Annotated in this window: 45 protein-coding genes; 9 read left to right on the forward strand and 36 right to left on the reverse strand. The window is 27.9% G+C overall.

The features are described from left to right. Positions 1 to 7 precede the first annotated feature (7 nt). The 26 genes from IC174_RS19400 to IC174_RS19525 form a co-directional block, all read right to left on the reverse strand. Entirely contained in the window at positions 8 to 1,636 is a 1,629-nt protein-coding gene (locus IC174_RS19400) for a terminase TerL endonuclease subunit (RefSeq protein WP_227483781.1), read from the reverse strand. Then, positions 1,620 to 2,237, reverse strand: a complete 618-nt coding sequence (locus IC174_RS19405; protein WP_227483740.1) for a P27 family phage terminase small subunit — start codon at positions 2,235 to 2,237, stop codon at positions 1,620 to 1,622. The genes IC174_RS19400 and IC174_RS19405 overlap by 17 nt, the downstream gene beginning before the upstream one ends. A gap of 61 nt (positions 2,238 to 2,298) precedes the next feature. Then, positions 2,299 to 2,631, reverse strand: coding sequence for an HNH endonuclease signature motif containing protein (locus IC174_RS19410; protein ID WP_079740453.1), 333 nt, complete (start codon positions 2,629 to 2,631; stop codon positions 2,299 to 2,301). Then, the gene (locus tag IC174_RS19415) at positions 2,621 to 2,893 is read right to left on the reverse strand and encodes a hypothetical protein (protein WP_227483741.1); all 273 of its coding nucleotides are present in this window, start codon (positions 2,891 to 2,893) and stop codon (positions 2,621 to 2,623) included. The genes IC174_RS19410 and IC174_RS19415 overlap by 11 nt, the downstream gene beginning before the upstream one ends. Positions 2,894 to 3,065: 172 nt before the next feature. Then, a complete protein-coding gene (locus IC174_RS19420) occupies positions 3,066 to 3,614 on the reverse strand; it encodes a site-specific integrase (protein ID WP_227483742.1) in 549 nt (182 codons plus the stop codon). A gap of 177 nt (positions 3,615 to 3,791) precedes the next feature. Then, the gene (locus IC174_RS19425; RefSeq protein WP_227483743.1) at positions 3,792 to 4,256 is read right to left on the reverse strand and encodes a hypothetical protein; all 465 of its coding nucleotides are present in this window, start codon (positions 4,254 to 4,256) and stop codon (positions 3,792 to 3,794) included. 279 nt (positions 4,257 to 4,535) lie between these two features. Next, complete coding sequence (locus IC174_RS19430; RefSeq protein WP_227483744.1) at positions 4,536 to 4,706, reverse strand: hypothetical protein; 171 nt, start codon at positions 4,704 to 4,706, stop codon at positions 4,536 to 4,538. Between the two features lies 1 nt (position 4,707). Further along, entirely contained in the window at positions 4,708 to 4,968 is a 261-nt protein-coding gene (locus tag IC174_RS19435) for a hypothetical protein (RefSeq protein ID WP_227483745.1), read from the reverse strand. 18 nt (positions 4,969 to 4,986) lie between these two features. Continuing rightward, positions 4,987 to 5,256 (reverse strand): hypothetical protein, encoded by a 270-nt coding sequence (locus IC174_RS19440; protein WP_227483746.1) that lies wholly within the window; start codon positions 5,254 to 5,256, stop codon positions 4,987 to 4,989. Further along, on the reverse strand, positions 5,246 to 5,506 hold the full coding sequence (locus tag IC174_RS19445; protein WP_227483747.1) for a hypothetical protein: 261 nt from the start codon (positions 5,504 to 5,506) through the stop codon (positions 5,246 to 5,248). The genes IC174_RS19440 and IC174_RS19445 overlap by 11 nt, the downstream gene beginning before the upstream one ends. Continuing rightward, positions 5,493 to 6,227, reverse strand: coding sequence for a phosphoadenosine phosphosulfate reductase family protein (locus IC174_RS19450; RefSeq protein ID WP_227483748.1), 735 nt, complete (start codon positions 6,225 to 6,227; stop codon positions 5,493 to 5,495). The genes IC174_RS19445 and IC174_RS19450 overlap by 14 nt, the downstream gene beginning before the upstream one ends. Next, positions 6,224 to 6,373, reverse strand: a complete 150-nt coding sequence (locus tag IC174_RS19455) for a hypothetical protein (RefSeq protein WP_227483749.1) — start codon at positions 6,371 to 6,373, stop codon at positions 6,224 to 6,226. Before IC174_RS19455 ends, IC174_RS19450 begins: the two co-directional genes overlap by 4 nt. A gap of 15 nt (positions 6,374 to 6,388) precedes the next feature. Then, on the reverse strand, positions 6,389 to 6,769 hold the full coding sequence (locus IC174_RS19460; protein WP_227483750.1) for a single-stranded DNA-binding protein: 381 nt from the start codon (positions 6,767 to 6,769) through the stop codon (positions 6,389 to 6,391). Further along, positions 6,762 to 7,169 carry a hypothetical protein gene (locus IC174_RS19465; RefSeq protein WP_227483751.1) on the reverse strand — a complete coding sequence of 136 codons (408 nt, stop codon included), beginning with the start codon at positions 7,167 to 7,169 and terminating at the stop codon, positions 6,762 to 6,764. The genes IC174_RS19460 and IC174_RS19465 overlap by 8 nt, the downstream gene beginning before the upstream one ends. A 14-nt stretch (positions 7,170 to 7,183) precedes the next feature. Further along, entirely contained in the window at positions 7,184 to 7,399 is a 216-nt protein-coding gene (locus IC174_RS19470; protein WP_227483752.1) for a hypothetical protein, read from the reverse strand. Next, a complete protein-coding gene (locus IC174_RS19475; protein ID WP_227483753.1) occupies positions 7,392 to 7,586 on the reverse strand; it encodes a hypothetical protein in 195 nt (64 codons plus the stop codon). The genes IC174_RS19470 and IC174_RS19475 overlap by 8 nt, the downstream gene beginning before the upstream one ends. After that, positions 7,555 to 7,884 carry a hypothetical protein gene (locus IC174_RS19480; RefSeq protein WP_227483754.1) on the reverse strand — a complete coding sequence of 110 codons (330 nt, stop codon included), beginning with the start codon at positions 7,882 to 7,884 and terminating at the stop codon, positions 7,555 to 7,557. Before IC174_RS19480 ends, IC174_RS19475 begins: the two co-directional genes overlap by 32 nt. Before the next feature lie 12 nt (positions 7,885 to 7,896). After that, entirely contained in the window at positions 7,897 to 8,202 is a 306-nt protein-coding gene (locus IC174_RS19485; protein ID WP_227483755.1) for a hypothetical protein, read from the reverse strand. A gap of 46 nt (positions 8,203 to 8,248) precedes the next feature. Continuing rightward, positions 8,249 to 8,578, reverse strand: coding sequence for a hypothetical protein (locus tag IC174_RS19490; RefSeq protein ID WP_227483756.1), 330 nt, complete (start codon positions 8,576 to 8,578; stop codon positions 8,249 to 8,251). Further along, positions 8,565 to 8,741 carry a hypothetical protein gene (locus tag IC174_RS19495; RefSeq protein WP_227483757.1) on the reverse strand — a complete coding sequence of 59 codons (177 nt, stop codon included), beginning with the start codon at positions 8,739 to 8,741 and terminating at the stop codon, positions 8,565 to 8,567. Before IC174_RS19495 ends, IC174_RS19490 begins: the two co-directional genes overlap by 14 nt. 107 nt (positions 8,742 to 8,848) lie before the next feature. After that, the gene (locus IC174_RS19500) at positions 8,849 to 9,130 is read right to left on the reverse strand and encodes a hypothetical protein (RefSeq protein WP_227483758.1); all 282 of its coding nucleotides are present in this window, start codon (positions 9,128 to 9,130) and stop codon (positions 8,849 to 8,851) included. 120 nt (positions 9,131 to 9,250) lie between these two features. Further along, positions 9,251 to 9,532, reverse strand: coding sequence for a hypothetical protein (locus tag IC174_RS19505; protein WP_227483759.1), 282 nt, complete (start codon positions 9,530 to 9,532; stop codon positions 9,251 to 9,253). Continuing rightward, positions 9,529 to 10,116, reverse strand: coding sequence for a hypothetical protein (locus IC174_RS19510; RefSeq protein WP_227483760.1), 588 nt, complete (start codon positions 10,114 to 10,116; stop codon positions 9,529 to 9,531). Before IC174_RS19510 ends, IC174_RS19505 begins: the two co-directional genes overlap by 4 nt. 9 nt (positions 10,117 to 10,125) lie before the next feature. Continuing rightward, positions 10,126 to 11,007 carry a conserved phage C-terminal domain-containing protein gene (locus IC174_RS19515; protein WP_227483761.1) on the reverse strand — a complete coding sequence of 294 codons (882 nt, stop codon included), beginning with the start codon at positions 11,005 to 11,007 and terminating at the stop codon, positions 10,126 to 10,128. Between the two features lie 32 nt (positions 11,008 to 11,039). After that, positions 11,040 to 11,246 carry a hypothetical protein gene (locus tag IC174_RS19520; protein WP_227483762.1) on the reverse strand — a complete coding sequence of 69 codons (207 nt, stop codon included), beginning with the start codon at positions 11,244 to 11,246 and terminating at the stop codon, positions 11,040 to 11,042. Between the two features lie 2 nt (positions 11,247 to 11,248). Then, the gene (locus IC174_RS19525) at positions 11,249 to 11,395 is read right to left on the reverse strand and encodes a hypothetical protein (RefSeq protein WP_227483763.1); all 147 of its coding nucleotides are present in this window, start codon (positions 11,393 to 11,395) and stop codon (positions 11,249 to 11,251) included. 133 nt (positions 11,396 to 11,528) lie between these two features. Between IC174_RS19525 and IC174_RS19530 the strand changes: the two genes are divergently transcribed. After that, a complete protein-coding gene (locus IC174_RS19530; protein WP_227483764.1) occupies positions 11,529 to 11,882 on the forward strand; it encodes a helix-turn-helix domain-containing protein in 354 nt (117 codons plus the stop codon). A gap of 203 nt (positions 11,883 to 12,085) precedes the next feature. Beyond that, a complete protein-coding gene (locus IC174_RS19535; RefSeq protein WP_227483765.1) occupies positions 12,086 to 12,385 on the forward strand; it encodes a helix-turn-helix domain-containing protein in 300 nt (99 codons plus the stop codon). A gap of 28 nt (positions 12,386 to 12,413) precedes the next feature. Here IC174_RS19535 and IC174_RS19540 read toward each other — a convergent pair whose 3' ends face one another. Further along, positions 12,414 to 13,043 (reverse strand): hypothetical protein, encoded by a 630-nt coding sequence (locus IC174_RS19540; protein ID WP_227483766.1) that lies wholly within the window; start codon positions 13,041 to 13,043, stop codon positions 12,414 to 12,416. Positions 13,044 to 13,600: 557 nt separating this feature from the next. Next, positions 13,601 to 14,296, reverse strand: coding sequence for a helix-turn-helix domain-containing protein (locus tag IC174_RS19545; RefSeq protein ID WP_227483767.1), 696 nt, complete (start codon positions 14,294 to 14,296; stop codon positions 13,601 to 13,603). Positions 14,297 to 14,782: 486 nt separating this feature from the next. Between IC174_RS19545 and IC174_RS19550 the strand changes: the two genes are divergently transcribed. The 5 genes from IC174_RS19550 (at position 14,783) to IC174_RS19565 (ending at position 17,077) form a co-directional block, all read left to right on the forward strand. Then, on the forward strand, positions 14,783 to 14,938 hold the full coding sequence (locus IC174_RS19550) for a type I toxin-antitoxin system toxin (RefSeq protein ID WP_227483768.1): 156 nt from the start codon (positions 14,783 to 14,785) through the stop codon (positions 14,936 to 14,938). Between the two features lie 201 nt (positions 14,939 to 15,139). Continuing rightward, positions 15,140 to 15,268 carry a hypothetical protein gene (locus tag IC174_RS21205; RefSeq protein ID WP_255625538.1) on the forward strand — a complete coding sequence of 43 codons (129 nt, stop codon included), beginning with the start codon at positions 15,140 to 15,142 and terminating at the stop codon, positions 15,266 to 15,268. A 245-nt stretch (positions 15,269 to 15,513) separates the two neighbouring features. Continuing rightward, positions 15,514 to 15,693 (forward strand): AbrB/MazE/SpoVT family DNA-binding domain-containing protein, encoded by a 180-nt coding sequence (locus tag IC174_RS19555; RefSeq protein ID WP_227483769.1) that lies wholly within the window; start codon positions 15,514 to 15,516, stop codon positions 15,691 to 15,693. A gap of 250 nt (positions 15,694 to 15,943) precedes the next feature. Then, on the forward strand, positions 15,944 to 16,753 hold the full coding sequence (locus IC174_RS19560) for a ParA family protein (RefSeq protein WP_227483770.1): 810 nt from the start codon (positions 15,944 to 15,946) through the stop codon (positions 16,751 to 16,753). Continuing rightward, positions 16,754 to 17,077, forward strand: a complete 324-nt coding sequence (locus IC174_RS19565) for a hypothetical protein (RefSeq protein ID WP_227483771.1) — start codon at positions 16,754 to 16,756, stop codon at positions 17,075 to 17,077. Positions 17,078 to 17,241: 164 nt separating this feature from the next. Here the strand turns inward: IC174_RS19565 and IC174_RS19570 are convergent, their stop codons facing one another. Beyond that, the gene (locus tag IC174_RS19570) at positions 17,242 to 17,772 is read right to left on the reverse strand and encodes a hypothetical protein (RefSeq protein WP_227483772.1); all 531 of its coding nucleotides are present in this window, start codon (positions 17,770 to 17,772) and stop codon (positions 17,242 to 17,244) included. A gap of 74 nt (positions 17,773 to 17,846) precedes the next feature. Continuing rightward, complete coding sequence (locus IC174_RS19575) at positions 17,847 to 18,680, reverse strand: hypothetical protein (RefSeq protein ID WP_227483773.1); 834 nt, start codon at positions 18,678 to 18,680, stop codon at positions 17,847 to 17,849. A 171-nt stretch (positions 18,681 to 18,851) separates the two neighbouring features. On the opposite strand from IC174_RS19575, the gene IC174_RS19580 reads away from it, so the two are divergent. Beyond that, positions 18,852 to 19,295, forward strand: coding sequence for a hypothetical protein (locus tag IC174_RS19580; protein ID WP_227483774.1), 444 nt, complete (start codon positions 18,852 to 18,854; stop codon positions 19,293 to 19,295). A gap of 74 nt (positions 19,296 to 19,369) precedes the next feature. Further along, positions 19,370 to 19,594, forward strand: coding sequence for a hypothetical protein (locus tag IC174_RS19585; protein WP_227483775.1), 225 nt, complete (start codon positions 19,370 to 19,372; stop codon positions 19,592 to 19,594). A gap of 66 nt (positions 19,595 to 19,660) precedes the next feature. Here the strand turns inward: IC174_RS19585 and IC174_RS19590 are convergent, their stop codons facing one another. From IC174_RS19590 to IC174_RS19615, 6 genes are all read right to left on the reverse strand, one after another. Next, positions 19,661 to 20,473: an N-acetylmuramoyl-L-alanine amidase gene (locus IC174_RS19590; protein ID WP_227483776.1), complete on the reverse strand. Its 813-nt coding sequence runs from the start codon at positions 20,471 to 20,473 to the stop codon at positions 19,661 to 19,663. Continuing rightward, positions 20,473 to 20,730, reverse strand: coding sequence for a phage holin family protein (locus IC174_RS19595; RefSeq protein WP_074076059.1), 258 nt, complete (start codon positions 20,728 to 20,730; stop codon positions 20,473 to 20,475). The genes IC174_RS19590 and IC174_RS19595 overlap by 1 nt, the downstream gene beginning before the upstream one ends. Before the next feature lie 16 nt (positions 20,731 to 20,746). Further along, complete coding sequence (locus IC174_RS19600) at positions 20,747 to 20,977, reverse strand: hemolysin XhlA family protein (protein WP_227483777.1); 231 nt, start codon at positions 20,975 to 20,977, stop codon at positions 20,747 to 20,749. 37 nt (positions 20,978 to 21,014) lie between these two features. Next, a complete protein-coding gene (locus IC174_RS19605) occupies positions 21,015 to 21,197 on the reverse strand; it encodes a hypothetical protein (protein ID WP_227483778.1) in 183 nt (60 codons plus the stop codon). After that, the gene (locus IC174_RS19610) at positions 21,197 to 21,490 is read right to left on the reverse strand and encodes a hypothetical protein (RefSeq protein WP_227483779.1); all 294 of its coding nucleotides are present in this window, start codon (positions 21,488 to 21,490) and stop codon (positions 21,197 to 21,199) included. The genes IC174_RS19605 and IC174_RS19610 overlap by 1 nt, the downstream gene beginning before the upstream one ends. 14 nt (positions 21,491 to 21,504) lie before the next feature. After that, on the reverse strand, positions 21,505 to 22,682 hold a 1,178-nt coding region (locus tag IC174_RS19615; protein WP_227483780.1), incomplete at its 5' end, for a glycine-rich protein.

Below are 22,682 nucleotides of genomic sequence, written 5' to 3' on the forward strand. Positions count from 1 at the left end.
ATTGCTTTTAATACGTATAACAATCGTAAAATTTAATTATTGATTCTTGCATCAGTTCATCATCTTTAGATAAAGCATGTAAAAACGCAAAAAAGCCATCAGTTTTACGTTTGATTGGCTCTATCTTTAAATAAGTTTTATTTCCTTTTTTATCTGTATCTACATAAACATTATTAGTATACCAGCGCATCATCATATCATCACCCCACTTAATTGTTCTTTCTGCGAAGATTTGTTCTATAAGAGGGGCTATTTTTGCATGAGTTATTGACCCGTTCCTAACTTCTTCAATCGGCAAACCTCTATTGCCAAACTCTTCTTTTACATGTGCAGCCCTGTACGAGTCGCAGCAGATTTTTAATATATTATAATCCTCTGCTTTTTCAACGAACCAATCAGCGATGTATTCTGCTTTTATTGTTTCATCGTAGATTATTGTGCAAAGTCCTTTTTGTTTAGCTAATTCAACATCGAATTTAAAATTTGTTATTTCTAAAGACTTATAACATATAAAAGTATGATGCATGATATATCGTTTTTTATCTTTTTTAAATAATAATACAACACTTGTAAAATCTCTTATACTAGAAAAATCTAATCCTCCAATACACGAAAATCCTTTCAAGTCCGGCAATTCTTCGTTTGTTGCAACTATGTCATCCCATTCAGCAACAGCAGTTGCCAAATCCTCAGCTGGCAAATTAAATCTCTTAGTCAATAATTCTATCATCATCTGAGGTCTATTTTTAGCCGTATTAATATCTTTTAAAATTTGTGTTCTTAAATCTGAATTATAATTTATGCTTGGATTTGCTTTTTCTAATAAATTAACATCTTCCATTTCTTCTATATTATCAAGTTTAAAAATAAGAGGCAGCATTTTAGAGTTTTTAATTTCTTCATTTAAAATTTGTTTAGCTTCTTCTTTGAAATCATCTAATACTCCCCCTCTTACATTTCCATCGGTTGTAATATAGAAAATGCGAGGATTTTTTGTTTTTCCAAGTGCGGAAGTAAAAACTTTTATATTATCGTAATTTTCGTATGCATGAACTTCATCGAAAATGATGCAACCGGGTCTTAATCCATCTTTCGATTTAGCATTATTTGTACGGAACTTTAAATAACTATTAGTTTTTTTAAATGTTATTACTTCTTTAGTTCTGTTAAAAAACTTTTTACATATAGCAGGATGTTCAGATAACATATTGTAGACATCATCAAAACTCGTTTTTGCTTGCTCTTCTGACATTGCAACAATATCAATTCCATAATTTTTCACACCATGTAGATGTGTTTGTAAATAATTAGCTAATTGAGATATAAAGCCGTTTTTACCATTTCCACGTCCCATCATAATAAAAATTTCATCGTATAAAAGTTCATTATTTTTAAAACAACCAACAACTAATGCAACAACAAATTTTTCCCAAAGATACATTTTGTAAAAATACTTTTCCATGTATTCAATAGCTTTTTCGATTTTTTCGTGGTCGATATATATGTTAGGCTCTTTCAAATCTTTTTTTATTTTCTTAACCGCAAGTTTCATTTCTTTACATAGAACAATTTCGCCCTTATCAATCAAGTCGAAATATTCATCTATATATTTATTATACTTATAATTCAATATCATCATCACCTAAAACTTTTGGTGTTGCTTTTATTCCTAGCTTATCAAGCAAACTTAGCATTTGTGCATTATATTTAATAAGTTCTGATACACTATCATTTTTTTTATAGCCCCATTGATTTTGACCATTCTTGTATTTAACTTGAACACCTCTAGTTTTTACATCTTCTATTAATTCATTTTTTATATCCCACATTTTTAAATAATCTTCAACTAAATCCTTAAAGTATTCTTCTGTCATATTATTTTCTTTTATCTGTCTTAATAAATCTTTTCTTATAGAGTTTTTTAAATTATTTCCCAACTCTTGCAACCCATTTTTTGTGCAACCCTTTTTTGGGGTGCAGTTGCGAGTCCAACCCCCTCTTTTTCTCCAACTTTTTAAAGTGTTTTCGGGGATGTTGTACTTAGCTGACATCTCTTTGTAAGTCATGCCTAAAACATAGTCATTTTGTACATCTCGCCTAATTTCTAGTTCCTCATTTTCATCCATTTTCACCACCTCATTTTTATGTTTTTTTCTGCACCCGCAACCATGAATTTTGGTTGCAATACCCCCACCCCCCACACCTTTTGTTAAATTGGTGTCTCCTTGCGGAGCCATATACCTACCTCGGTTCACAAATTTTCGCTTTGAAAGCCAGTTTTTTCAATAGGGGGGCTATTTACCATCGTTCTTCGTTCAAAAACTTTTTATTTTTTTCTTGATTAATTTTTAGTATTTTTTCGTGAATTTCGTTATGACAAAGGTTGCACAAGCTTTTTAAATTATCAAGCTTCAAAGCTTCGCTTGGATGTTCTTTTACTTCTCTAATATGATGTACACATTCTGCCTTAGATACCTTCTTTTTTTCCTTACAAACTTGACATTCATTATTATCTCTTTCAATAGCTTTTTTTCTTAATTTCCGCCATTCTGTACTTCTATAGAATATATCAAGTCTATCAATAGAAATTAATTCTTTTATTCTATCTAGTGTCATACGCTTACAACTCATTAATATACAACTCTCCTAGACCATCGCTATACTCTTTCATGTCTTGCAATAGCTTAGCTTCACTATCTTTAAGCTTCTTATATTCTTCTTGCTTATGTTTAATATAATCATCCATACAAGACACAACAAACTTAGCATTACATCTACGACATACAAAGTATGTGACTGTTGTATTATCAATAAGCTTAGTCTTTAACTCCTTGTTACTTACTGTAATCTTCTTACCACAGTTATTGCATTTAAACTTATCATACTTATTCATAGTGATACTCCTTTAATTTCCTAGTTGAGTTTAACATAAGATATATTCTGTTAAACTCATTTAAGTATTATCAAATAGCCTTACACCTTAGTATCGACAATACATTCAAGACTTTATTATTAGACTATATTTTATTCAGTTTAACGTGACCTTTTTATGTTAAATTAATAAGCTAAAAATATTTAATATTCCTATACGCTTTGTTTAAATCATCTTGCTCAATCCCGATATACCTCAATGTAATCGTTGCTGAACTATGATTAAAAAGCTTCTGTAAGGTCACAACATCATGTGTTCTTTTATAGTAATGATAACCAAATGTCTTTCGCATTGTGTGTGTGCCTAGGCTATCTATACCAAACATTTCGCCTGTTTCTCTTATTATTTTATAAGCCATCACTCTGCTGATAGCTTTATTAGTCTGCTCTCTACTCTTAATGAGAAATTCATTCTGATTCTTGTCTTTTGTATATTCCTTTAATATTCGTTTTAGAATAGGGTTAACTTCTATAGGCTTAGTCTTGCCCGTCTTACTTTCTTTAAGAGTTATAAACCGCTTGTCGTGGACATCTTTTATTCTAAGTTTTAATATGTCACCAACTCTAAGCCCTGTGTATATGCCCATCGAAAATAATACATTGTTTCTCATATTAGTTTCTTCTAAGTAAGCACATATACTTTCTAGCTTCTCTAAGTCTCTAATTGGTTCTACAAAGTTCATTTAATCACCCCCTTCTTTTTTTGCAATAAAAAAAGTCTAAAACTTTCGAGCATTGTTTTAGACTTAGGTTTTGGGGGATATTTAGTTGTCAATGTACACTTTTTTCTATGATACAATTCTAACACGAATTTTTATTATTAATATCCACGTTTTGTTTTTTGTTTGTTCATTTTAAGTTCATACTAAAACATCATCATTTTTATACTTCATAAGTGCTATCTTTTTTACAGCACTATCATGTATATTATATATTTTAGTGCGACAATAATTCATATCTACTGAAAGTTTAGTAATAGAGTTTTTCCCGCTCCAATTATAAAAATATAATTCTTTTATGATTTTTTGTTCATCTTCTGATAATTCTTCTAAGTATACATTAAATAGCTTCATCTTCTGTTCAATAATTTCAATCTCTGTTTCTTTGTTATAAATAGCTGACTCTATAGTTACAACTATATCGTCTATCCCTTTTGTACTTTTTTTGACTTTAAATCCAAGTTCTTCGAAATTAATTTCTTTGTAAACTTCTTTATTTTTAAGTATCGCTATTTCTTTTTTTAAAATTTTTACTTTTCTTTGTTTGTCTCCTAACATTTTAAGTTCATTTTTTACTTTCTCAATATATTCTTTTTTTATTTTCATTTTCCACTCCTTGCACTTTTTGTTATAAATACCTAACTATTCTCTAAATTAAGGTTTGGGGACTAGTTAGATACTTTTTAGCATTTTCAACCCTTACGTATTATTCAAAATATTCTGTATTTTTATTTTGTTTTTTTGTTATAAGACTTCACTTTTTTAAGTTTAAACAAAATCTATTTATATAAATATTTTCATGAATAACACTTTAATAATTAATGCAAACTCAATCTATTTTTCTTTCACGCTTTAATTTATATTTTTGTTATTTTTGAATGTTAATTACAAAATTAATTCTTCAAAAACTGTTCTTTTTATAATATCAACACTTTCATATTCTTTCATCATTTCATTTCTAAAAACTTTAGCATCTATTAGTGTACTAAAACTTTCTTTACATATTTCGAATGTTTCGCAATTATAATAAAAAACAATATATTCAACTTTTCCCATGTTATTTTAATTTCTCCAATTTCCACTTTCTTTTTCTTAATTTTTTGTTATGTAGCTTTAATCCTTCTGATAGTTCTTTATCAATTTTTAATATTTTAAACAGCGTAAAAATTGCTTGAATAACGTCTAAACCTTCTTCCATTATTTTTTTGTTATCTTTTAAATGGACAGCTTCTTTAAGTTCTAAAATCTCTTCAAGCACTTTTTCAAATTGTTCTTGTACTGTCCAATTCGGGATATTAGCAATCATTTTAAAATTCATTTTTTATATTCCCCCTTTTTATATTTCTCCTAAAATTTCTTCATGCATTATTTTTACTTCTTTAAAACCTCTAATTACCATGTCTTTTACAACTTTTTGCATATATCCATCATGTTTAAAATTAATTTTTCTTTCATCACTATTTTTCTTAATGATTAAAATTTCAACTTCCTCTACTTCGTTCTCAATTTCATTTATAGTTTTTTCTAAGTCTTTTATACTTTCCTTTATAACAACTTTTCCAGCTTCTTCTAAACCCATAAAACTCCACCAAAAATTATTTTCCATTCTCTTTTTCTCCTTTTTTTATTTTTTTGCAACTTCCAACTATTAACTCACTGTCTCCAATATCGCCCTCTATGAAATTTAATTGTCTGCCACCAAGTTTTTCTATATATTCAGATATTTCACTTTTGTTTTGACATTCATTTTCTATATATTCAAATATGTCAAGTGCGCATATTTCCTCTGGAACTTCAATAATAACTTTATGTTCTAAAAATATCGTTTCTTCAATTCCAATTCTATATTCTTTCATTTAAAGTTACCTCTCTATTAAAAAAATTTATTTGCCTTTCTTCCTTAATTGCTTCATTTTTGAATCGCTTTTCTAGGTCATGCACTGTAGTTCCATTAGCTTTAAAAGTAGTTGGACTATCTTTATCCAATTTAAGCATACCCCCCCACAAATCGGGATAATATTTTCTTAAAGTTCTGAGGCTATCTAAGCTTTGTTTAGGACATAAGTAACAACCAGTTCTCTTGAATCTGTGATGAATCTCATAGTAAAAACCTTTTTCTTCTAAATACTTTAAGCAATCTTTTTCAGTCATTTTTGCTTCAAATAATGGAGCTATACAGTTTTTTTCTAGTCTTTTATATCTATTAGGTTCATCAAAGGCAATTCCAATGTACCTTTTATGTTCTCCAACCGAATTGAAATATTTGTTAGCAGGAGCAAGTTTTAATCTACTATTACACCATGCTCCTAGAGTATATGGAAAACCCCATATTTGTCCTTTACGTTTTCCTTTTTCATTTACTGTATAAAAGTATTCTTCAAAAGTTTTTTCTGTTTTAATTCTTGTTATTTTAAAGTTTATTCTTTTTTCAAAATCATCTATTATATCATAGATTTCTTTAAATTCTAGTCCTGTGTCTATGAAAACAATCTCGTCTAACGGAAGACCTCTTTCTTTTATTAGAAGGAGCATTGCAGCTGAATCTTTCCCCCCACTAAAACTTGCTATATATTTCAATCATTCCACCTTCTTTTTTCTTCTAAGTCTTTTTCTCTCCTGCTCTTGCATTCTTCACAACAATAATCTATTTTCCTATTATTATCAGAAAGAAATGTCCTTCCACACCAACCACAAATTTTAAGTATTTTTCCTTTTCTATTCATTTTTGTTCCACCTCTTTAAAATGGTATATCTGGGTCGTCATATATAGCCTTATAACTCGGTTCTTTGTTACTTGTTTGTTTTTTACTATCTAAAAAATTCATTTTATTTATATGAACTTTCGTATAAGTTTTTTTCTCTCCGTCTTTCTCACTTGTTTCAACTCTAATTGAACCTTGCACAGCTATAAGCCTTCCTTTTTCTAAGTTATTAGAACATACTTCCGCTAACTTCCCAAACGCTTCAACAGGTATAAAATCCGTTTCTTTCTCTCCATCTTTATTTTTATAATCTCTATCAATCGCAAGCGTAAAGGTTGCTACAGCTGTGCCTGTTACGGGTATGTATTTAAGTTCTGGGTCTTTTGTTAATCTTCCAACTAAACAAGCATTATTCATTTTCCCTCACACCCTTTGATAACTTTATTTCTTCTACATCTGTAATTTTAAACCATGTTGGCTTATATCCAAATTCATCTATCCATTTAGAAAAGACCTCATTCAATTCATTATCAAGTATTTTTATATCTTCATCTTCTATCCTTGTAATCCAACCTTCTCCACACTCTCCAAATTCGTCGTCAATCAGTTCTTGGACACGTTCTACTGTATCTTCTATATCTATCCTTGGAAGGCTAACATCTTCTCTTTTCCCAACGTAAACATTTTCTTCAAAATCTCCAATCCTTTCAAGTTCTTCCTTAGCAGCTTCAACAGCTTTCTCTTTACTTTCATATTCATCACTTTCGAAGTATTCATCATCCCAACTATATAACCAAATTTCTTTATTTTCTTGCATACTATTCCCTCCTATCAATTCCAAAACGGTGCTTCTTCTCCATTTCTTTCAGCATGTAAAACTTCAACTATCTTATAATTTTGTAAATCATTTTTTCTTTCAAGTGATTTTATCCATTCATAAAATTTACTCCTATATTCAAGCGTATAAACATAATTCGGAAGGTCGTTCCAATTATCTAACAAATTATCAAATTTCTCCATTGCTTGTATAACGCTAATTTTATTCATCTGCAACACCTTTTTTTTCTCTAATATTGCAATAAGCATCTATTACAAGAGTTAAACAACTCTCACAAATATGTCTATCTACAACCCTAATTAGTCCTGTATTGCCTTGCTCCTTAATAATAAAGTGTTTTTCTTTTCCAATACTAATTATCTTTTTACAAAAATCGCATTGTATAAGGTTGCTCACTTTTTTCACCTTCTTTTTTTAATTCTAGTAAACTTTTCTCAATTTCTAAAGCACTTTCTTGCATAGACTTTAAACTTATTTCCAAACCCTCTTTTAAAAGATTACGCATTCCTTCATTAGAGAAATTAACAGGAATTTTAGTACCATTTTTTCCAATAATTTCAACTTTTATTTTTTTACAATTCTTTATTTCATCTAAATATTTATTTGACTCTTTTACATCATTTTGCGCTATTTTTATAGCTTCATCTATTTGTATTACAGCCTTTAATTTCCATCCATCAGAATTTTTATTCATGAATATACCTCCTTATATTTCTTCCATTTTTTGAACATTTTTTTCTCTTAACTTTTGCAAAAGATATTTAAGCAACTCTCTCATATCCTCATCTACTCGAACATTACAACAAGTACCACCATAAACATTGCTTTCTTTAACACATATTTCAACTCTTTCAAGTTTTAAGCTATGATAAAGTTTTTCTAACACCAAATCAATTTCTTTCTCCTCTCCTTTTAAAACGTCGAACTTTTCAATTTTTCTCTCATTTTCTGCTACTTGTGCATACAGATTATTTTGTACTTTGCTCAATTCTTCGTATTCTTCTATATTCATTTTTTCACACCCCTTTTTAAACTTTTTATTTCTACAAGGAAATTATTTATTTTATTCGGTCAAATCTTTTAGATATAGAATTAAGTTTTTTCTGTCTAATTCTAGTACTTTTAGTCTTGTTATAAATCGAAATTGCTTTTCTCGTTTCTTCATTTAAAATACAATTTATAAATAAATCATAGTCATACAACACCTTAGAACGTTCCCTTAGAGTTTCTGTGTTTCTCTTAATGCAGCTTTCTAATATAACAACATATTTTTTGTGATTTTTTAATTTTTGTTCTAAGTCTTTTATTTGCTTTTCTTTTTTCTTATTTTCTTCTTCAAGCTCTTCTACAATTTGTTTCTTTACTAATGTATAGCTACCTATATTCAAAATATTTTCCCTCCATTTCTTCTGCTTTTTTAACTTCATTACAAGCGATAAGAAATAGTTCTCCTTTGCTTAGATTCTTATACTTTTCTTGTAGTTTCTTTTGTTTCTTACCAATTAAATCTACTTTTTCCAGTATACTCATTTCCGAAATTCTCTTTTGCATTTGCTCTGCTCCTTGTTGCTATATGTGTTTTTTACTAATCAATTTTCTAATATGTCAAATCTTAATAGTTTTAAATATAAGGTTTAGATTATATATACTTCTAAGCCTTATTCTAATATTTTTCTAATACGTTCTTCTTCTTTCAGTATTTCGCTGATAGTGTGTTTTTCTATAAAACCTTTTGTAAAACGATGTATACCTTTTGAAAGCTCTTTAATTAGTACACTCTTTTTACCACCTTTTTCTTCTATCGCATCTAAAAATATTCTAAAATATATATGTTCCTCTCCAAATTCTTTCAAAACATATTCCTTAGTTAAATCATTAAAACCACGCTTTTTTAATACTTTTATTTTTTCTTCATAACTTAAATCATTACTTTTTATCATTTCTTTTCACTCTCCGCCTCAAGTTTTCTTAATATGTCTCTACCTATCACAACGGAGTACATATTAGGTAAATTTTAATAGTTTTAAATATAAGGTTTAGATTATAGATACTTCTAAGCCTTATTCTAATATTTTTCTAATACATTCTTCTTCTTTCAGTATTTCGCTCATAGTGTGTCTTTCTATAAAACCTTTTGAGAATTGATGTTGACCTTTTCCAATTTTTTTAATTAGTACACCTTTTTTACTGTCTTCTTTTCCTATTGCTCTTAAAAATGATTTGTAAAATGCATGTTCCTTACCAAATTCCTCTAAAATATACTTCTTAGTAAAATCACTATAGCCACACTTTTTTAATGCTTTTATTTTTTCTTCATATCTTAAATCATTACTTTTTATCATTTCTTTTCATCTCCTGTTTCACATGTTAGGATACTATTTAACAACATTTTTTTCTTCATAATTTTTTTTGAATTCATAACTAAACAATTTTTACAAATTTTAATATTCTCTATTTCTTCTTCATAAAACAAACAATTTCGCTTTAGAAAAGGCATTTTAAATACATCTTTTTTATTTTCTATTTTTTTAGAACAAATAAAACAAGTACATTCTGACTCATTAGTTTCTTTATCTTTTGAAACACTGTCATGATTGCAAGATATTTCATTTATTTTTGATGAACTAATTTTTTCACAACTTGCAACAGTTTCAGAATTTTCTTTATCTCCATAATGAATTTTATAAATTTCTTCTATATCTGCATTTTCTAATCCTAAATAAGTTTTGTATGCTTTTTCTTTTCTGTCGCTATGCTTATGCTTTTTTATTATATCTAAAGCATTTTTTGCGTTTTTTTCTGTGCAAGAATCTAAACTTTCAACTTCTCCAAAACAAACAACATTGTTATTACTTGTTTCTACAATTGAAAACACCTCAACAAACTCTTTAAATTCTTTTACATTTTCAAATTCCATTTTTATCATTTTTTCACCCTATCCTTTTTTATTAAATTTAAAATCTTGACTTTTCTTTATAATTGCATCCAATTCGTTCTCTGTGTATTGGTTGAATGTTTGTTTAAAATTGGCAAATTTATTATTATTTGTCTTTGTTTTTTCTTTGACGCTCTCATTGCCTTTTATAGCCTTTTTAGGTATCTCGTTTAAGTAAGACTCGAATTTATTTCCAAAAAGCGTCTCAGGGCGTAAATAAGCGTTCATTTTATCATCTTCAAGCCAGTTTAACACTTTATTGTCTATTACTTTGTAAAATTCTTCTTCTGCAAAGCCCTCTTTGAGTCTTGCATCAATTAAAGACATAGTTTTCTTTGTTGTACTCTTAAAAGATTTATCTGCTGCTTTATTCAAATAGTCAATAATTCTTTTATATATTTCTTTGTCGTTTGTCTTTTCTTCTTTTTGCTCTGCAGGACTATATATATTATTAGTTAAATTAGTCTTGTTAATATTAGTCTTGTTACTAGTCACCCCATGACCTAGGGGTAGGTCACCACATGACTTAGGGTAGGTTACCTCATGACCTAGGGGTAGGTCACCACATGACTTACATACTTTTGCTGTTAGTACAAAATAAACATTGCTATCTTTTTCTTTAGAATTTAATTTGTTTCTATTTTCTTTTTTTATAAGACCTTTATTTTCTAGGCTTTTTATAACTTTTTTAACTTGGCTTTCGCTGCACCCACTTTTTTTAGAAATAGTTTTATGGCTTGGAAAACAAAAACTATTTTCGTTTGAATGTCTAACTAAGGTCATATAAATCATTTTTTCGTAAATAGTCAAATCCTCTCTATCGATTAAATCGTTTTCTATCCAAAACCAATCATTTTTTCTCAAATCTTTTAAAAGTTCCAAAATCTCACCCCCTTTCGTTTACGAATTATTCATTAAGATAACAATTTAAGTTCATAGTCATTAAATATCAAATCTTCTTCAGTTAAAGTTTTATATATCAATTCTTCTATTTCTTTTTCGTAATACACAACCGATACTTCATTTACTTTTATTTCAGTTATAATACAATCAATTTTTGTATTAAGTCTCGAATTTTTCAGCTGAACCACTTTCCCTAGATGCTTTTTGTTCAAAATCAAAACTATGCACCTCTTTTCCTTTTTCGGTCATTAATAGCCTTATCTATGTAACCCATAACATAACTTTTATCAATATCCGAAATTAGTTTTATTTTTTCTTCAATTGTTAATTCTTTTATTTCTTTTTTGAATTTAGTATTATCTTTCAAGGTAATACCTCCCTCCTTTTTAACCTAGTTAAATTATATATCGCTCAGTTAAATAAGTCAACATATTTTTGCTCAGTTAAATTTTTATTGACTCAGTTAAAATTAAATGATAATATTTAACTGAGGTGATAACATGTTAAGCGAAAGATTAAAAGATTTAATAGACACTCTTGGGATTAAAAAAGGTGACTTCGCGGAAAAAATAAATTTTTCCCAAGGGTATATTTCAATGATTTTAACTGGCACAAAGCAAAGTCCAAGTACACGTTTTTACGAATCTATAAAAAGAGAATTTAATGTAAATATAGATTGGTTAAAAAATGGCGATGGCGAAATGTTTGTAATAAAACATAAAGATTTAACGCCTTTCGAACTTGATTTAATTGAAAAATATAATACTTTGCCACTTTCTGAAAGAAAAATCGTTGAAGAAGTAATAAATGCAATGATTTACAAAAACATGTACGAAAACGAAAAAGAGGAATAACTTTCAAAATAAAAGTCTTAATAGACTTTTATTTTTTTTGTTCTACACTTTAATATTAGCACGGAAAACCATTTCAAAAATATTCGTACGACGAATATTCCGACCTATATTTACAATATTTACCAATTAATTTATCTATTTTCTAAATTGTAAAAAATTTCTATTGATTTTAATATTTTTTAATATTATAGTTTAATTTCGACATGGAGTCTTTATTAAAAACGCATAGAAAAAAGAAAAAACTCACCCAACGTCGATTAAGTGAGTTAACAGGCATAAGTCAAAGTTACATTTCGAAAATGGAAAATAGCAAATTTAAACACAGTCCAACCCTAACACAAATCATATTATTAGCTGATATATTAGAAATTGACCAATTAGTTTTGTCTGAATTTTTTTTAGAAAAGGAAAGGAAGCATTTAAAAAATACTAAAAAATATAATAAAAAAGCAGTTAAAACACTTAGTAGGGATTTTTTAAAAGAATGTAAAAATAAGGACTAGGTAATTATTTTTACCTAGTCCCTTTTTTCTACTGCTCTACTTTAATTTCACCTAACTCAATCCAATTATCTTTATATAATTCTGGAAATTTTTTCTCTACATCTGATTTTGATGCTCCTTGGTTTGCAAATTCCATTGCCTCAAACAATCTTGAATAATCTTTTAAGTTATATTTTAAAACTATTTCTTTTACATTCATATTCTTTTCAACTAATATTTTAACTTGCGCATCGAACTTATAATTAGCTGGCACTTGCTGGTTGTCTAATTTGTCAGTTACTTTTATATCTTTAAACTCGTAACCATCTGTACCGACTGCATTCCACCCAGTTTGAAATAATTTTACTGCTTTACCTGTTTTATTTTCAACCTCTACATTTACAACTTCGTATACATATTCAGATGCTTTTTTCTTTTCAATTCCATCACTGAAATATTCTCCACTTTCATTGAAACTTCCATCTTCATTTATATCGCCTTTTACATCTTCTTTTGTAACATCTTTTACAGTTATTTTAATTCCATCAACTTCGTTTTCATTAGCTTTCTTTTCTTTTTTAGTTGCATCATTAGCATTTTTGTTATAACTAGTTGATGAGCAAGCAACTAAACCTATACTTAATAAACATACTGCAATTAATAATAATGTCTTTTTCATCCTCAAATCCTCCATATTTTTTTATTTTGTTATATATTTCAACACGAAAACTTAATATTCCTTTTATTTTCTATTCCAGTAGTATAAAAATAATTTAATTGAATAATACCTATTTATTTCCATTTTAAGAATGTTTCTATAGTATCTAACATAAATATCTATAGTATTTAATAAAAACGTTTCTGATGTCTTGTATCACTTCTGAATGGTATTTTAATTTATTAATTAAATAATCATTTTCTTTTTATCTAAAAATATATTCTAGTTGTTTCTTTACTTCTGAAAAAAATATTAGTGGAATTTTAATTAGCTTTGCGTTTTTCTTAAATAAAGAAATAAATAGAAAACATATTCATGTTTTCTATTTATTAAGTTCTCTATATATTATGACCACCACTTTTTGCATTAGCGACCACCACTTTTTGCATTAGCGACCACCACTTTTTGCATTCTATTAGATTTCTAATTAAATTAAAAGGGTTATCCACAATATTATCAACAACTTATCCACAAAATAAAAATAAGCATAAAAATAGACCTTTCTAAAATGTAAAGGTCTATTTGCCTATTTCTTCATCTAATTTTTTCCATTCCTCAAAACTACAAAGTCTATATAATTTTACGGTTTTATTTATTTTTTTCTTTTTTTCTTTATCCCAAAACACTCTATTTTCCTTTCTAGTGTCTACATATCTGCACTTTTTAAATACTTGTATAATTTTTCTAATCTTACTTTTATTGTTTTCGCTATCGCCACAAAGCCCCACTCTTTCACAAAGAAATTTTTCATCTATTAAAGTAAATTCTTTTTCGTTAGTCATATAACACAACAAACAATATAGTTTTATAGCAAGTGTTTTGAAGCAAATAATAAGTTCTTCAAGCATTTCATGATGGATTGTAACAAATTTATGTACCTCATCATTGTAACCTGTTTCTAATCCATATCTAAGTCTATAAACTACACCGTTTTTTGTATTCTCTATTTCTAAAATATTATAATCAAGACTTTGTAATTTTTTTATATTTCTATTAAGTGTTGTTTCTACAATTCCAAGTTTTTCAGCGAGTTCACTTGTATTAAAGCTATTTTGATATAAATATCTATTTTTTTCTGTATGCATAATCCCCATACTCCCTTTACTTATAAGCATTAATGCTCCATACTCTCTTGCACAATAATTTTTTGCATCTAAGCAAAATGTTGGCATTGGTAATTTGTAATTTTTTTCTTTTGTTTCTCCTAAAGACAATTTATTTTCCCCCTCTTTAACAGGGCTTAAAACACTTTTAACTAATTAAGTTAAAAATTTCAAATTATTTTTGACTTTAAAACATTGATTTATAAGTAGTTTTAATCTATAATATAACTTATAAATTAGTTAAAAAAGGATATAATTATATCCTATATGAGCTTTAAGCTCCGTGGTAAGGAATAAGTCCAAAGTCGCCAAACTAACGCTTATTCCTTTTTTATTTTTTGTAATCTGCAATAAGTTAATATTAATTATAGCATAAATAATAATTAAAAAAATATATTGATTTTAAAAATAAATTATTTTTTAAAAATATATTTTTCTTAAAACTGTATTTTAAAAGACTTAGTGTATTTACTAAGTCTTTTTTATATGTAAATATATGTTATAATAATTTTAGCAAGAGAAGCAATCTATATTTTAAAAGAGTGGAGTCTATACACGAAAGATTATCCTCCCAACGCTACGAGGGGAGGTGATAGTATGGATAATTTTTTACTTAACATATTAGCTGGTGTTGTAGCTAGTTATGTATTCTATTTAATTAGTAAATTATTTAGACAAGTAAAAAACCGCTCTTTTGTGCGAAAGGGCGGTTGGGAATTTGATTTAAAAATCAAATTCAAAAAGTTTAAATAATTTTTTACTTTAGACTAAAACTGCACTCTCACAACTAGAATACAGTTCTCTTGCTTTTATTATATCACATTTTCTTAAAAAAGATACGAATTTATATCATTTCAATATACCAAATTTTTCTAAAAAAATAGGGAAAAACTATTGATTTTGACGTAACGTCATGATATAATATTATTATAGAAAGGAGGTGAAAACAAGGAAATGAGTAGACTTGAAAGAAGGCAAAAAAATAGAGAGAAAAGACTCAGCAAAGTTAAAGTTATTCTCTCTATCTTGAGTATTTTAGTAAGCTTAATAGATAGACTTATTAAACTACTAAAAGACTTGTAAGTTTTAAGCTAAGAAGGAATTGCACTTCCTTCTTAGTGACTTCTTTCTTAAATTATAACACATTTTCTTGAAACATATGAGTAAAAAAGTGTATAAAATATGTGTTGCTTTAATTGTCTTTACTATACTTTTAGACGTAATTCTTTTAGTAAAAAGTTTTAATCTAAGTAATATCGTTGGCTTACTTATAAGTTTTTTACTATTAGCATTTTTCAGATGGCAACGCAAAAAAGGGGAATGGTAATGTGGAAGAAACAAGATTTTTGAATGTGATTTTTAATCTAGGTGGTAGTGGCTCTATGAGTACTAAACTAAGTATTCCAATCACATTTTTTAGAGAGTTAGGAGTAACTGAAAACGACAGAAGCGTTGAAGTGACTTTAAGAGGCGAGGAAATAATAATTAAAAAGGCTAAGAATAAATAACTTTTTTCTAAAAAGAGGGTTAAAATTTTCTTAGCCTTCTTTTTAAAATTTTGCAATATTGTAAATACAATATTTATATATTGTTAATCATAATGTATGATACATGATTTAAATATTGTATTTATATTGTAATAATATTATCTTCAAAATATTTATATATTATTATATATAATATTAAAATATTATTGCAATATTGTAGAAATAATACTACAATAACATTATAATAATACGAAAAATGAGGTGTCTAAAAATGGCTGATACAAAACTACTTACATATTTTAATATAAAAGGTGGTATATATAAAACAACAACATCTATTATGACCGCTTACGAACTTGCAAAAGATAAAGATAAAAAAATTCTTTTATGGGATTTAGATGTACAAGCAAATTTAACACAATATGTTTACAAAGTAAATCACGACAGAATGACTACATTAGATATTTTAAAGGATGTTGACGCTAAAGATGTTATTATAAAAGCACCTAATGCAAATTATGCTAACATTGATTTAATTGCTTCTGACATTCAAATGGCGCGTTTTGAACAGGAGTTATCTCCTTTGCCAGCTAGGGAAAAGTTTTTATATCGCTGGTACATGGAAAATTTTAATACTCTAAATGAGTATGATTATATCATTTGCGACTTATCTCCTCGTTACGATTTGACGGCTAAAAATATACTTCTTTTAGCTGATAGTGTAGTTATTCTCGTGCAAGATAAAAATGTGTCCAGCCTTAGAGGGGCTGACTTATTTAAACAACTTTGGGATGTAGACAGAACTTATTTCGATAAAGAGGATAATATTAAAAATATTATGCTGGTTGGATTTGAAAAGAAAAAGACGCAAGTAAGCGAAGCGTTTGATTCTTACTTAGAAAGTTTTGAGGATTTAAGGAGCATGATGTTAAATACATATATAAGAAAAAATGAGTTTGTAGAGAAAGCATTGTTAAAAAAACTATCTCTAACAGACTTTTTAAAAGACACTAAAGACCATTTTAGCAGACAGGAATTTACTGCTATGTTAGAAGAACTAAAAGAGAAGGGAGTTTTATAGATGCCAAAATTTGATGGAGAACTTTTATCTAATAAAGAAAAGCCAGTTTTAAAGGCTGGTACAGTTGGGCAGGAAAATATTGTTTCTACGGATAATAATAAAGCATTAAGTATATATAATCTAGTCAATAAGAAAAGTAAAAAAGTTACTATGAGCGCAACACTAGATAAAGAACTTGTAGACAAATTAAAGTCTCTTGCTATAGATTTAGACAGCGATGTAAGTAAAATACTAAGCGATATGCTAACAAAGCTTTTGTTTGATGTAAATATAAAAGAAGATAATTTAATTGCTTACAATGAAAGAAGAAAATCAAAGAAATAAATAGCACATTATAAAAACATTGTTTGAATATTGTATTAATAATATTTAAGCAATGTTTTTATAATGTAATATATCTTGTATTAATAATGTTATTACAATGTGAATATAATATTATTACAATCTAAAAGGCTACATACTTTTATTTTAGTATATAGCCTTTTATATTATTTTTGATTAATTTGATTTTCTATTTTTTTGAATGCGTCAGTTTTTAATATTGCATTAAGAATTTTTTCTATAAGAGGATTCATCTTTTCTCTAAATTCATTAGATAAAACAACTTCTTCATCAATGTAAGATTCTTTAAAAGTCATAATATCAAAGTTCAATATTTGAATAGATTCAACATAGTAAGCTTCAAATTCTTTGACATTTTCTACTAAATCTTTTGTAAAGTGTAAAGCGTCAAACTCTTTAATTTTCTCAAAGTCAATCTGTTTATTAGAGTCTGTATATAAGTTAATATTGTCTGTTGTAAGTTTTAATATTTTTGCGCTATTTTCTATTTCTACATCGTACGGAACTGGGTCACGCACTAGTTGCGGACAAGCTAGAGTCAATACAAACCAGTCGGAATAAACTTCATTTTTAGGGCAACACCATAGCCCGCCTTGTATTTTATTTTGTTTACTTACTGTATAAGGTTTTTTAAATCTTTCTCTTGATATTTCTCCTATCCCATATGTAAAGTACATTTTAAACCTCCAAATTTTATATATTTAAATTATAGCATTTATTAGTGAACTATATCTGTATTAAGTTAAAGTTTTTAACACTCTACACCATCTCTAAATAATTGGTATGCAATTTCTATTTTTCTTTCAGCGCTTTCTATTTTTTTGTATTTTTCAATTTGCTTATTTTTTATGTCTGCAAAGCCATTTCTGTAAAATTGTTTATTTTTTTGTATTAATGTTTCTGTAATGTATTCTATAGCTTTTTCTATATCACTTGAATTCGGTGCTTGCTTTACTGCATCGTCAAATATTTCTACGATTTCAAGTACATTTTCTTTTATTTTATTAGACCAATCATCATCAAATTTTATTTCTTTAGCTATTTTTTTAGCTTCTTCATAGTTCATGCTATAATCTTTAACTTTTTTAAGTTTATAAGATGCTTGCGTTTCTCCTCTTAAAAAATTTAGATTCCCAATTTCTTCTGTAAATTGTGTGTCTCTAAAAATTTGATTTATGCAAAATGATTTTTTGTTTAAAGAATTATATTCTAAAACATTTCTAAAATTATCTATAAAGAACTTAGCATGCTCTATATTTCTTATTGCTTCTCTTATTCTTTCAAATTTTCTTTTACATCTTTCTTTCATTTCTTCTATACTCATATCTTTAACTTTGTAGTCTCCGTTTTTTATTCTTTCTATTTTAATCTTTTCTAGTTCATTGGTTAAATTTAAAATGTCTATTCTTATTTCATTAGCCCATTTGATTTGTTTTTCTGAGCCTTTCAATTCTTTCATTTCTGCATCCCCTTCCTTATTTAAGAAAGATAAGCAAAGACTAAACTGTACTTTGTAATCAACATCATTGTATTTTCTTTTTATTTCTCTTGTTATTTTATGTGCTTCTTTAAATAAGTTTTTCATCTCTGCCTATCTCCTTTTATTTTATTTGTTAATTATATTGTAACGTTTAAACGTGATAATGTCAATAAAATAATGTTAAAAATTGATAAATATATTTTAAAGCATTTTAGTATTGACTTTTAAATGTTAATACGTTATTATATATGTATAGACACGCAAGGAGGTTTTAAAGTGATTAGCAACGAAGAAATATACGAAATGGGTTTTAAAATAGGAAGAACTAAAGTTTTAAGTGTTAGTAAGCTACTGCAACTTAATACTGCTTGTAGAGTGCAAGATAGAAATACAATAATGGGAATTTTGTTACCAGCTTATATTAGCGCTGGAGTGAAATTTCCCGAAGAAATTTTCGAGAACTTGGAAAATATCGAATTTATGTTAGCATACCAACTGGGTCTAATCGCTGGTAATGCAAAAGAAAACGCAACTTTTAGTAGTTTTATTTCTCTAGCTGATGCAAGCGAAAGATATAATATTCCTCAGCCTACACTATTAAGTGCGATAAAAAGAGGGGCTTTCAAGGATGGTGAGGACTGCAAAAAAATTGGAAGGGATTGGATTTTTAAAGTTTCTGTACTTGAAGAAAAGTATAATAATAAAGAGAGTAAAGAATAAAACAAAAGATTTATTGCAAAAAATAAAAATAAAAAAAGGAGTGTATTTATATGGAAAAATTTTCTAAGGAAGTTGTGGTTAACGAATTATACGAAATAGAAACTAATGAAGGGTGTCACGAGGACTATATTGAGGATTACGAAAGCGAAGTAGATTTTTATTTAAGCAATGTCACATCTGATACATACGAAACTTATGTAAAAGAGTATTGTTCTCAAAATTTCGACGTATTTGTTTCTAACGAGTTAGCTTTTGAAATAATAGATGACTTAATCGCTAAAATTAAATATAATAATTAATTTACATAAAAGGATAAAATAAAAAAGGGGTAGCAACTAGTAAATTAGTTGCTACCCTCTTAAAAACTATCTTTTTATAAATTCTAATGCTTTTTTAGTAGTTTCAAATCTATCATTTCCCTTTATCTCAGTAAATTTTTCTTTAGTTATAGATTTTATTTTATTGCACGCTCCTGCTCCTACAACGTATAAATTTTCTGTTTTTCCTGCTACATAATCTTTTATATCACATATCAAACATTTTTCTTTTTCATATTTCCAACCAATAATCGTTGCTGGTATTCTATCGACTTCACCTTCAAAAACTATTGTGTGTTTATACATTTTACCTACCTCTACATTATTTATAGTTTTATTCAATACACCTTCTACAATTAACCTAGCCAGTCCTTTATATCCAAGTTTCTTAGCTTTCTCATAATCTTCTTTATTGTCACAGAAGAAACTTTCAATTAATATGGCTGTAGGCTTTGAACTATTTAAGATATACAAACTTTTATCTAATTTAGCACCTCTATTTTTAAATACTGTGTCTAGTTTCTTACATATTCTAGTTGCATACTCTAAACCTTTATTACTATAATATAGCACCTCTGAACCTTTTCCTTGACCATCACTTGCATTTAGATGTAACTCTATAAGTAGGTCATAACCTCCACCGTTAACTCTAGGTATTTTGTACGACTTTTCTTCATTCTTAGTTTTAAACTGCTTTTCGGGGCATATTATTACGTCCACCTTATGACCTTCTTTTCTGAATGTATCTGCTAATACTGGTGCAAGAGATTTATTATATTGATACTCGTTAACTACTCCATCAGCAGAAGTACATGCACCACTTTTTAAAATACTGTGTCCTACTGTTATACATATTTTCATTATTTATTTTCCTCCTTTAATTGTTTATAAGTTTGATTTATACCTATTGATATACCCCAGCAAATTACACCTTGTAAGACTGCATCAGCATTTAATCCTAGCATCCATACTGAAAAACCTATGCCAAGTATCAATAGCACTACTGGAATATACTTGTTATCTAACTGTTTATACTTCTTACAACCTGCTCCTATAACATAAAGAGCAGCTACTAAAATTAGCAACTGCTCGGGTATAAAACTTATTAAATTATCCATTTATTTTCCTCCTAATTTAAAATATTCCTCTTTGTATGGCAAATATAAAGAACCCTACAAGTGTTGTAATCATTGTTCCAATTAGCCACTTTAACATGCTTGTAAGTGAGTTTAAATTCTCGCATAGTGCTTTTAACTCTGCTTTAGACTCTATATTTGCTATCTTTAATTCGTCTATTTCTTCTCCATGCTTATCTATTCTTGTTTCATGTCTTTTTAAATCTGCTTCGAAAAGTTCTTCATTCATGAAAACCTCCTAATTAATTGAAATAAAAAAGAACCTTCTATATCGTTGGTTCTGTTCCTTCTACTACTCCACTATGCTCTATAATATAATCTTCTACTGCTTTTCTGTACTCTGTGTTAGTTACATCATCTAACTCAAACTCTCGATTTTTTAAAGGGTTCAATCCTTTGTTTAATATTCTCTCTGCTAGTATTCTTACTACAACATTATTTATATTCATTATAAAATTCCTCCTACTTTTTCATTTTCATTTAATAATATTTGATTTTCTAACTCTTGTATTCTCTTTTCTTCTTCACTCACATATATTGGCATTTCTTCCAAAACAGGCTGTTTAGTCTCTATGTTTATACCAATAATTCTGTTTTTATTATAATCTACACTTCCATATGGAATATCAATGCAATGTAATTCTGTTATTGTATCATGCTCCAATACATCACCTGTCGCTTCTCCTGTTTGCAGAAGTATTTTACCTGTTTGGTCAAATATAATTCTATTTGCTCTATTCATTTTTATCACCTCATTTATATAAATTTTATAGCGTGCCAATTGTACAAAGTATAAGGCAAAGAAGGATTATATGCAGGAATGTAAATGCCTTCATTATTCATATAAACATTGCCCTTATTATTTATATAGACTTGACCGTTAGCAGAATATTTTTGATTCCCATATGTTTTGTCTAATAAAACTGTAACTGTAAAATCTTTATCACTAGAAATTGATGGTAACGAACAAACAGCAAAAACAAGATATTTAAGAAATTTAGTTGGGCTATTAAGTTTACATTCACATTCAGCAAAAAATACATTTGGAATAAAATTAAGACCTTTAATATTAAGCCAGTCAATAGGTTTTTGTGGATAATCGGGGTTGTACACACCAGCATCATATAAATAAGCAGTATCTGCTGCATTCATTTTTGTTGCTGCACTCCCTGTTGCATATTTATATTTTGTATTTAACTGTGTTATAGTGTTATTAGCTTGTGTTAACTGATTTATTAAATCTTGTACACTAGCATCTGAACTATCAAAACTCGTTTTAATCTTCTCTGATAGTTCAACAAGTGTATTATTTAAACTTGCTTCTATATTCTTTAATGCTAAAGTATTTACAATACTTGTTTTACCACTTTTAAATGTATCTTTAATTTCTATCCATTTGCTTGTAACCTCCTCAGTTGTAGAACCACTTGGAAGAGGTGCAATTCCTTTACTTATACTCAATACCTTTTCTGCTGTAGCATTGGCACTATCTGTAACAACTATTTTAAGTGTGTGCAGTGCATTATCTTCTAATGTATAGTTAATTGTTTTCTCTGATGTTAAATCTGTTGTTATTGTTTCTTTTAATGCATCATCAATAAACCACTCTATTTTAGTTAATAATGTAGGGTCTGTATGGTCTGCTTTAAATGTTGCTTGTGTGGAGTTATAAGAGGATATAGTTAAAAATGGTAATGCCTGTAATAATGTTATCTTGGCATAACCATCTGCTTTAGTAGTATTACCACCAACAATCATAATAACATCACTAAGATAATATTTAGATGTAGGCGTATATCCAGATGGTTTATAGCTATCTTTAGTTAACACATAACCACTTCCACCTCCTGCTCCACCAACTCCTATTATAGCAGAGCCACCAAACCAGCCACCTCCACCTCCGCTTCCATTTCCGCTTCCATCTCCTGTTATAA

The organism is Clostridioides sp. ES-S-0001-03 (assembly GCF_020676075.1).
In the GTDB taxonomy this organism is placed as follows: domain Bacteria; phylum Bacillota; class Clostridia; order Peptostreptococcales; family Peptostreptococcaceae; genus Clostridioides.

Coding starts and splice junctions, on each gene's coding strand:
- IC174_RS19400 (WP_227483781.1), bottom strand. CDS start 1,636: ATGATATTGAATTATAAGTATAATAAATATATAGATGAATATTTCGAC.
- IC174_RS19405 (WP_227483740.1), bottom strand. CDS start 2,237: ATGGCTCCGCAAGGAGACACCAATTTAACAAAAGGTGTGGGGGGTGGG.
- IC174_RS19410 (WP_079740453.1), bottom strand. CDS start 2,631: ATGAGTTGTAAGCGTATGACACTAGATAGAATAAAAGAATTAATTTCT.
- IC174_RS19415 (WP_227483741.1), bottom strand. CDS start 2,893: ATGAATAAGTATGATAAGTTTAAATGCAATAACTGTGGTAAGAAGATT.
- IC174_RS19420 (WP_227483742.1), bottom strand. CDS start 3,614: ATGAACTTTGTAGAACCAATTAGAGACTTAGAGAAGCTAGAAAGTATA.
- IC174_RS19425 (WP_227483743.1), bottom strand. CDS start 4,256: ATGAAAATAAAAAAAGAATATATTGAGAAAGTAAAAAATGAACTTAAA.
- IC174_RS19430 (WP_227483744.1), bottom strand. CDS start 4,706: ATGGGAAAAGTTGAATATATTGTTTTTTATTATAATTGCGAAACATTC.
- IC174_RS19435 (WP_227483745.1), bottom strand. CDS start 4,968: ATGAATTTTAAAATGATTGCTAATATCCCGAATTGGACAGTACAAGAA.
- IC174_RS19440 (WP_227483746.1), bottom strand. CDS start 5,256: ATGGAAAATAATTTTTGGTGGAGTTTTATGGGTTTAGAAGAAGCTGGA.
- IC174_RS19445 (WP_227483747.1), bottom strand. CDS start 5,506: ATGAAAGAATATAGAATTGGAATTGAAGAAACGATATTTTTAGAACAT.
- IC174_RS19455 (WP_227483749.1), bottom strand. CDS start 6,373: ATGAATAGAAAAGGAAAAATACTTAAAATTTGTGGTTGGTGTGGAAGG.
- IC174_RS19460 (WP_227483750.1), bottom strand. CDS start 6,769: ATGAATAATGCTTGTTTAGTTGGAAGATTAACAAAAGACCCAGAACTT.
- IC174_RS19465 (WP_227483751.1), bottom strand. CDS start 7,169: ATGCAAGAAAATAAAGAAATTTGGTTATATAGTTGGGATGATGAATAC.
- IC174_RS19470 (WP_227483752.1), bottom strand. CDS start 7,399: ATGAATAAAATTAGCGTTATACAAGCAATGGAGAAATTTGATAATTTG.
- IC174_RS19480 (WP_227483754.1), bottom strand. CDS start 7,884: ATGAATAAAAATTCTGATGGATGGAAATTAAAGGCTGTAATACAAATA.
- IC174_RS19485 (WP_227483755.1), bottom strand. CDS start 8,202: ATGAATATAGAAGAATACGAAGAATTGAGCAAAGTACAAAATAATCTG.
- IC174_RS19495 (WP_227483757.1), bottom strand. CDS start 8,741: ATGCAAAAGAGAATTTCGGAAATGAGTATACTGGAAAAAGTAGATTTA.
- IC174_RS19500 (WP_227483758.1), bottom strand. CDS start 9,130: ATGATAAAAAGTAATGATTTAAGTTATGAAGAAAAAATAAAAGTATTA.
- IC174_RS19505 (WP_227483759.1), bottom strand. CDS start 9,532: ATGATAAAAAGTAATGATTTAAGATATGAAGAAAAAATAAAAGCATTA.
- IC174_RS19510 (WP_227483760.1), bottom strand. CDS start 10,116: ATGATAAAAATGGAATTTGAAAATGTAAAAGAATTTAAAGAGTTTGTT.
- IC174_RS19530 (WP_227483764.1), top strand. CDS start 11,529: ATGTTAAGCGAAAGATTAAAAGATTTAATAGACACTCTTGGGATTAAA.
- IC174_RS19535 (WP_227483765.1), top strand. CDS start 12,086: ATGGAGTCTTTATTAAAAACGCATAGAAAAAAGAAAAAACTCACCCAA.
- IC174_RS19540 (WP_227483766.1), bottom strand. CDS start 13,043: ATGAAAAAGACATTATTATTAATTGCAGTATGTTTATTAAGTATAGGT.
- IC174_RS19550 (WP_227483768.1), top strand. CDS start 14,783: ATGGATAATTTTTTACTTAACATATTAGCTGGTGTTGTAGCTAGTTAT.
- IC174_RS21205 (WP_255625538.1), top strand. CDS start 15,140: ATGAGTAGACTTGAAAGAAGGCAAAAAAATAGAGAGAAAAGACTCAGC.
- IC174_RS19560 (WP_227483770.1), top strand. CDS start 15,944: ATGGCTGATACAAAACTACTTACATATTTTAATATAAAAGGTGGTATA.
- IC174_RS19565 (WP_227483771.1), top strand. CDS start 16,754: ATGCCAAAATTTGATGGAGAACTTTTATCTAATAAAGAAAAGCCAGTT.
- IC174_RS19570 (WP_227483772.1), bottom strand. CDS start 17,772: ATGTACTTTACATATGGGATAGGAGAAATATCAAGAGAAAGATTTAAA.
- IC174_RS19575 (WP_227483773.1), bottom strand. CDS start 18,680: ATGAAAAACTTATTTAAAGAAGCACATAAAATAACAAGAGAAATAAAA.
- IC174_RS19590 (WP_227483776.1), bottom strand. CDS start 20,473: ATGAAAATATGTATAACAGTAGGACACAGTATTTTAAAAAGTGGTGCA.
- IC174_RS19595 (WP_074076059.1), bottom strand. CDS start 20,730: ATGGATAATTTAATAAGTTTTATACCCGAGCAGTTGCTAATTTTAGTA.
- IC174_RS19600 (WP_227483777.1), bottom strand. CDS start 20,977: ATGAATGAAGAACTTTTCGAAGCAGATTTAAAAAGACATGAAACAAGA.
- IC174_RS19605 (WP_227483778.1), bottom strand. CDS start 21,197: ATGAATATAAATAATGTTGTAGTAAGAATACTAGCAGAGAGAATATTA.
- IC174_RS19610 (WP_227483779.1), bottom strand. CDS start 21,490: ATGAATAGAGCAAATAGAATTATATTTGACCAAACAGGTAAAATACTT.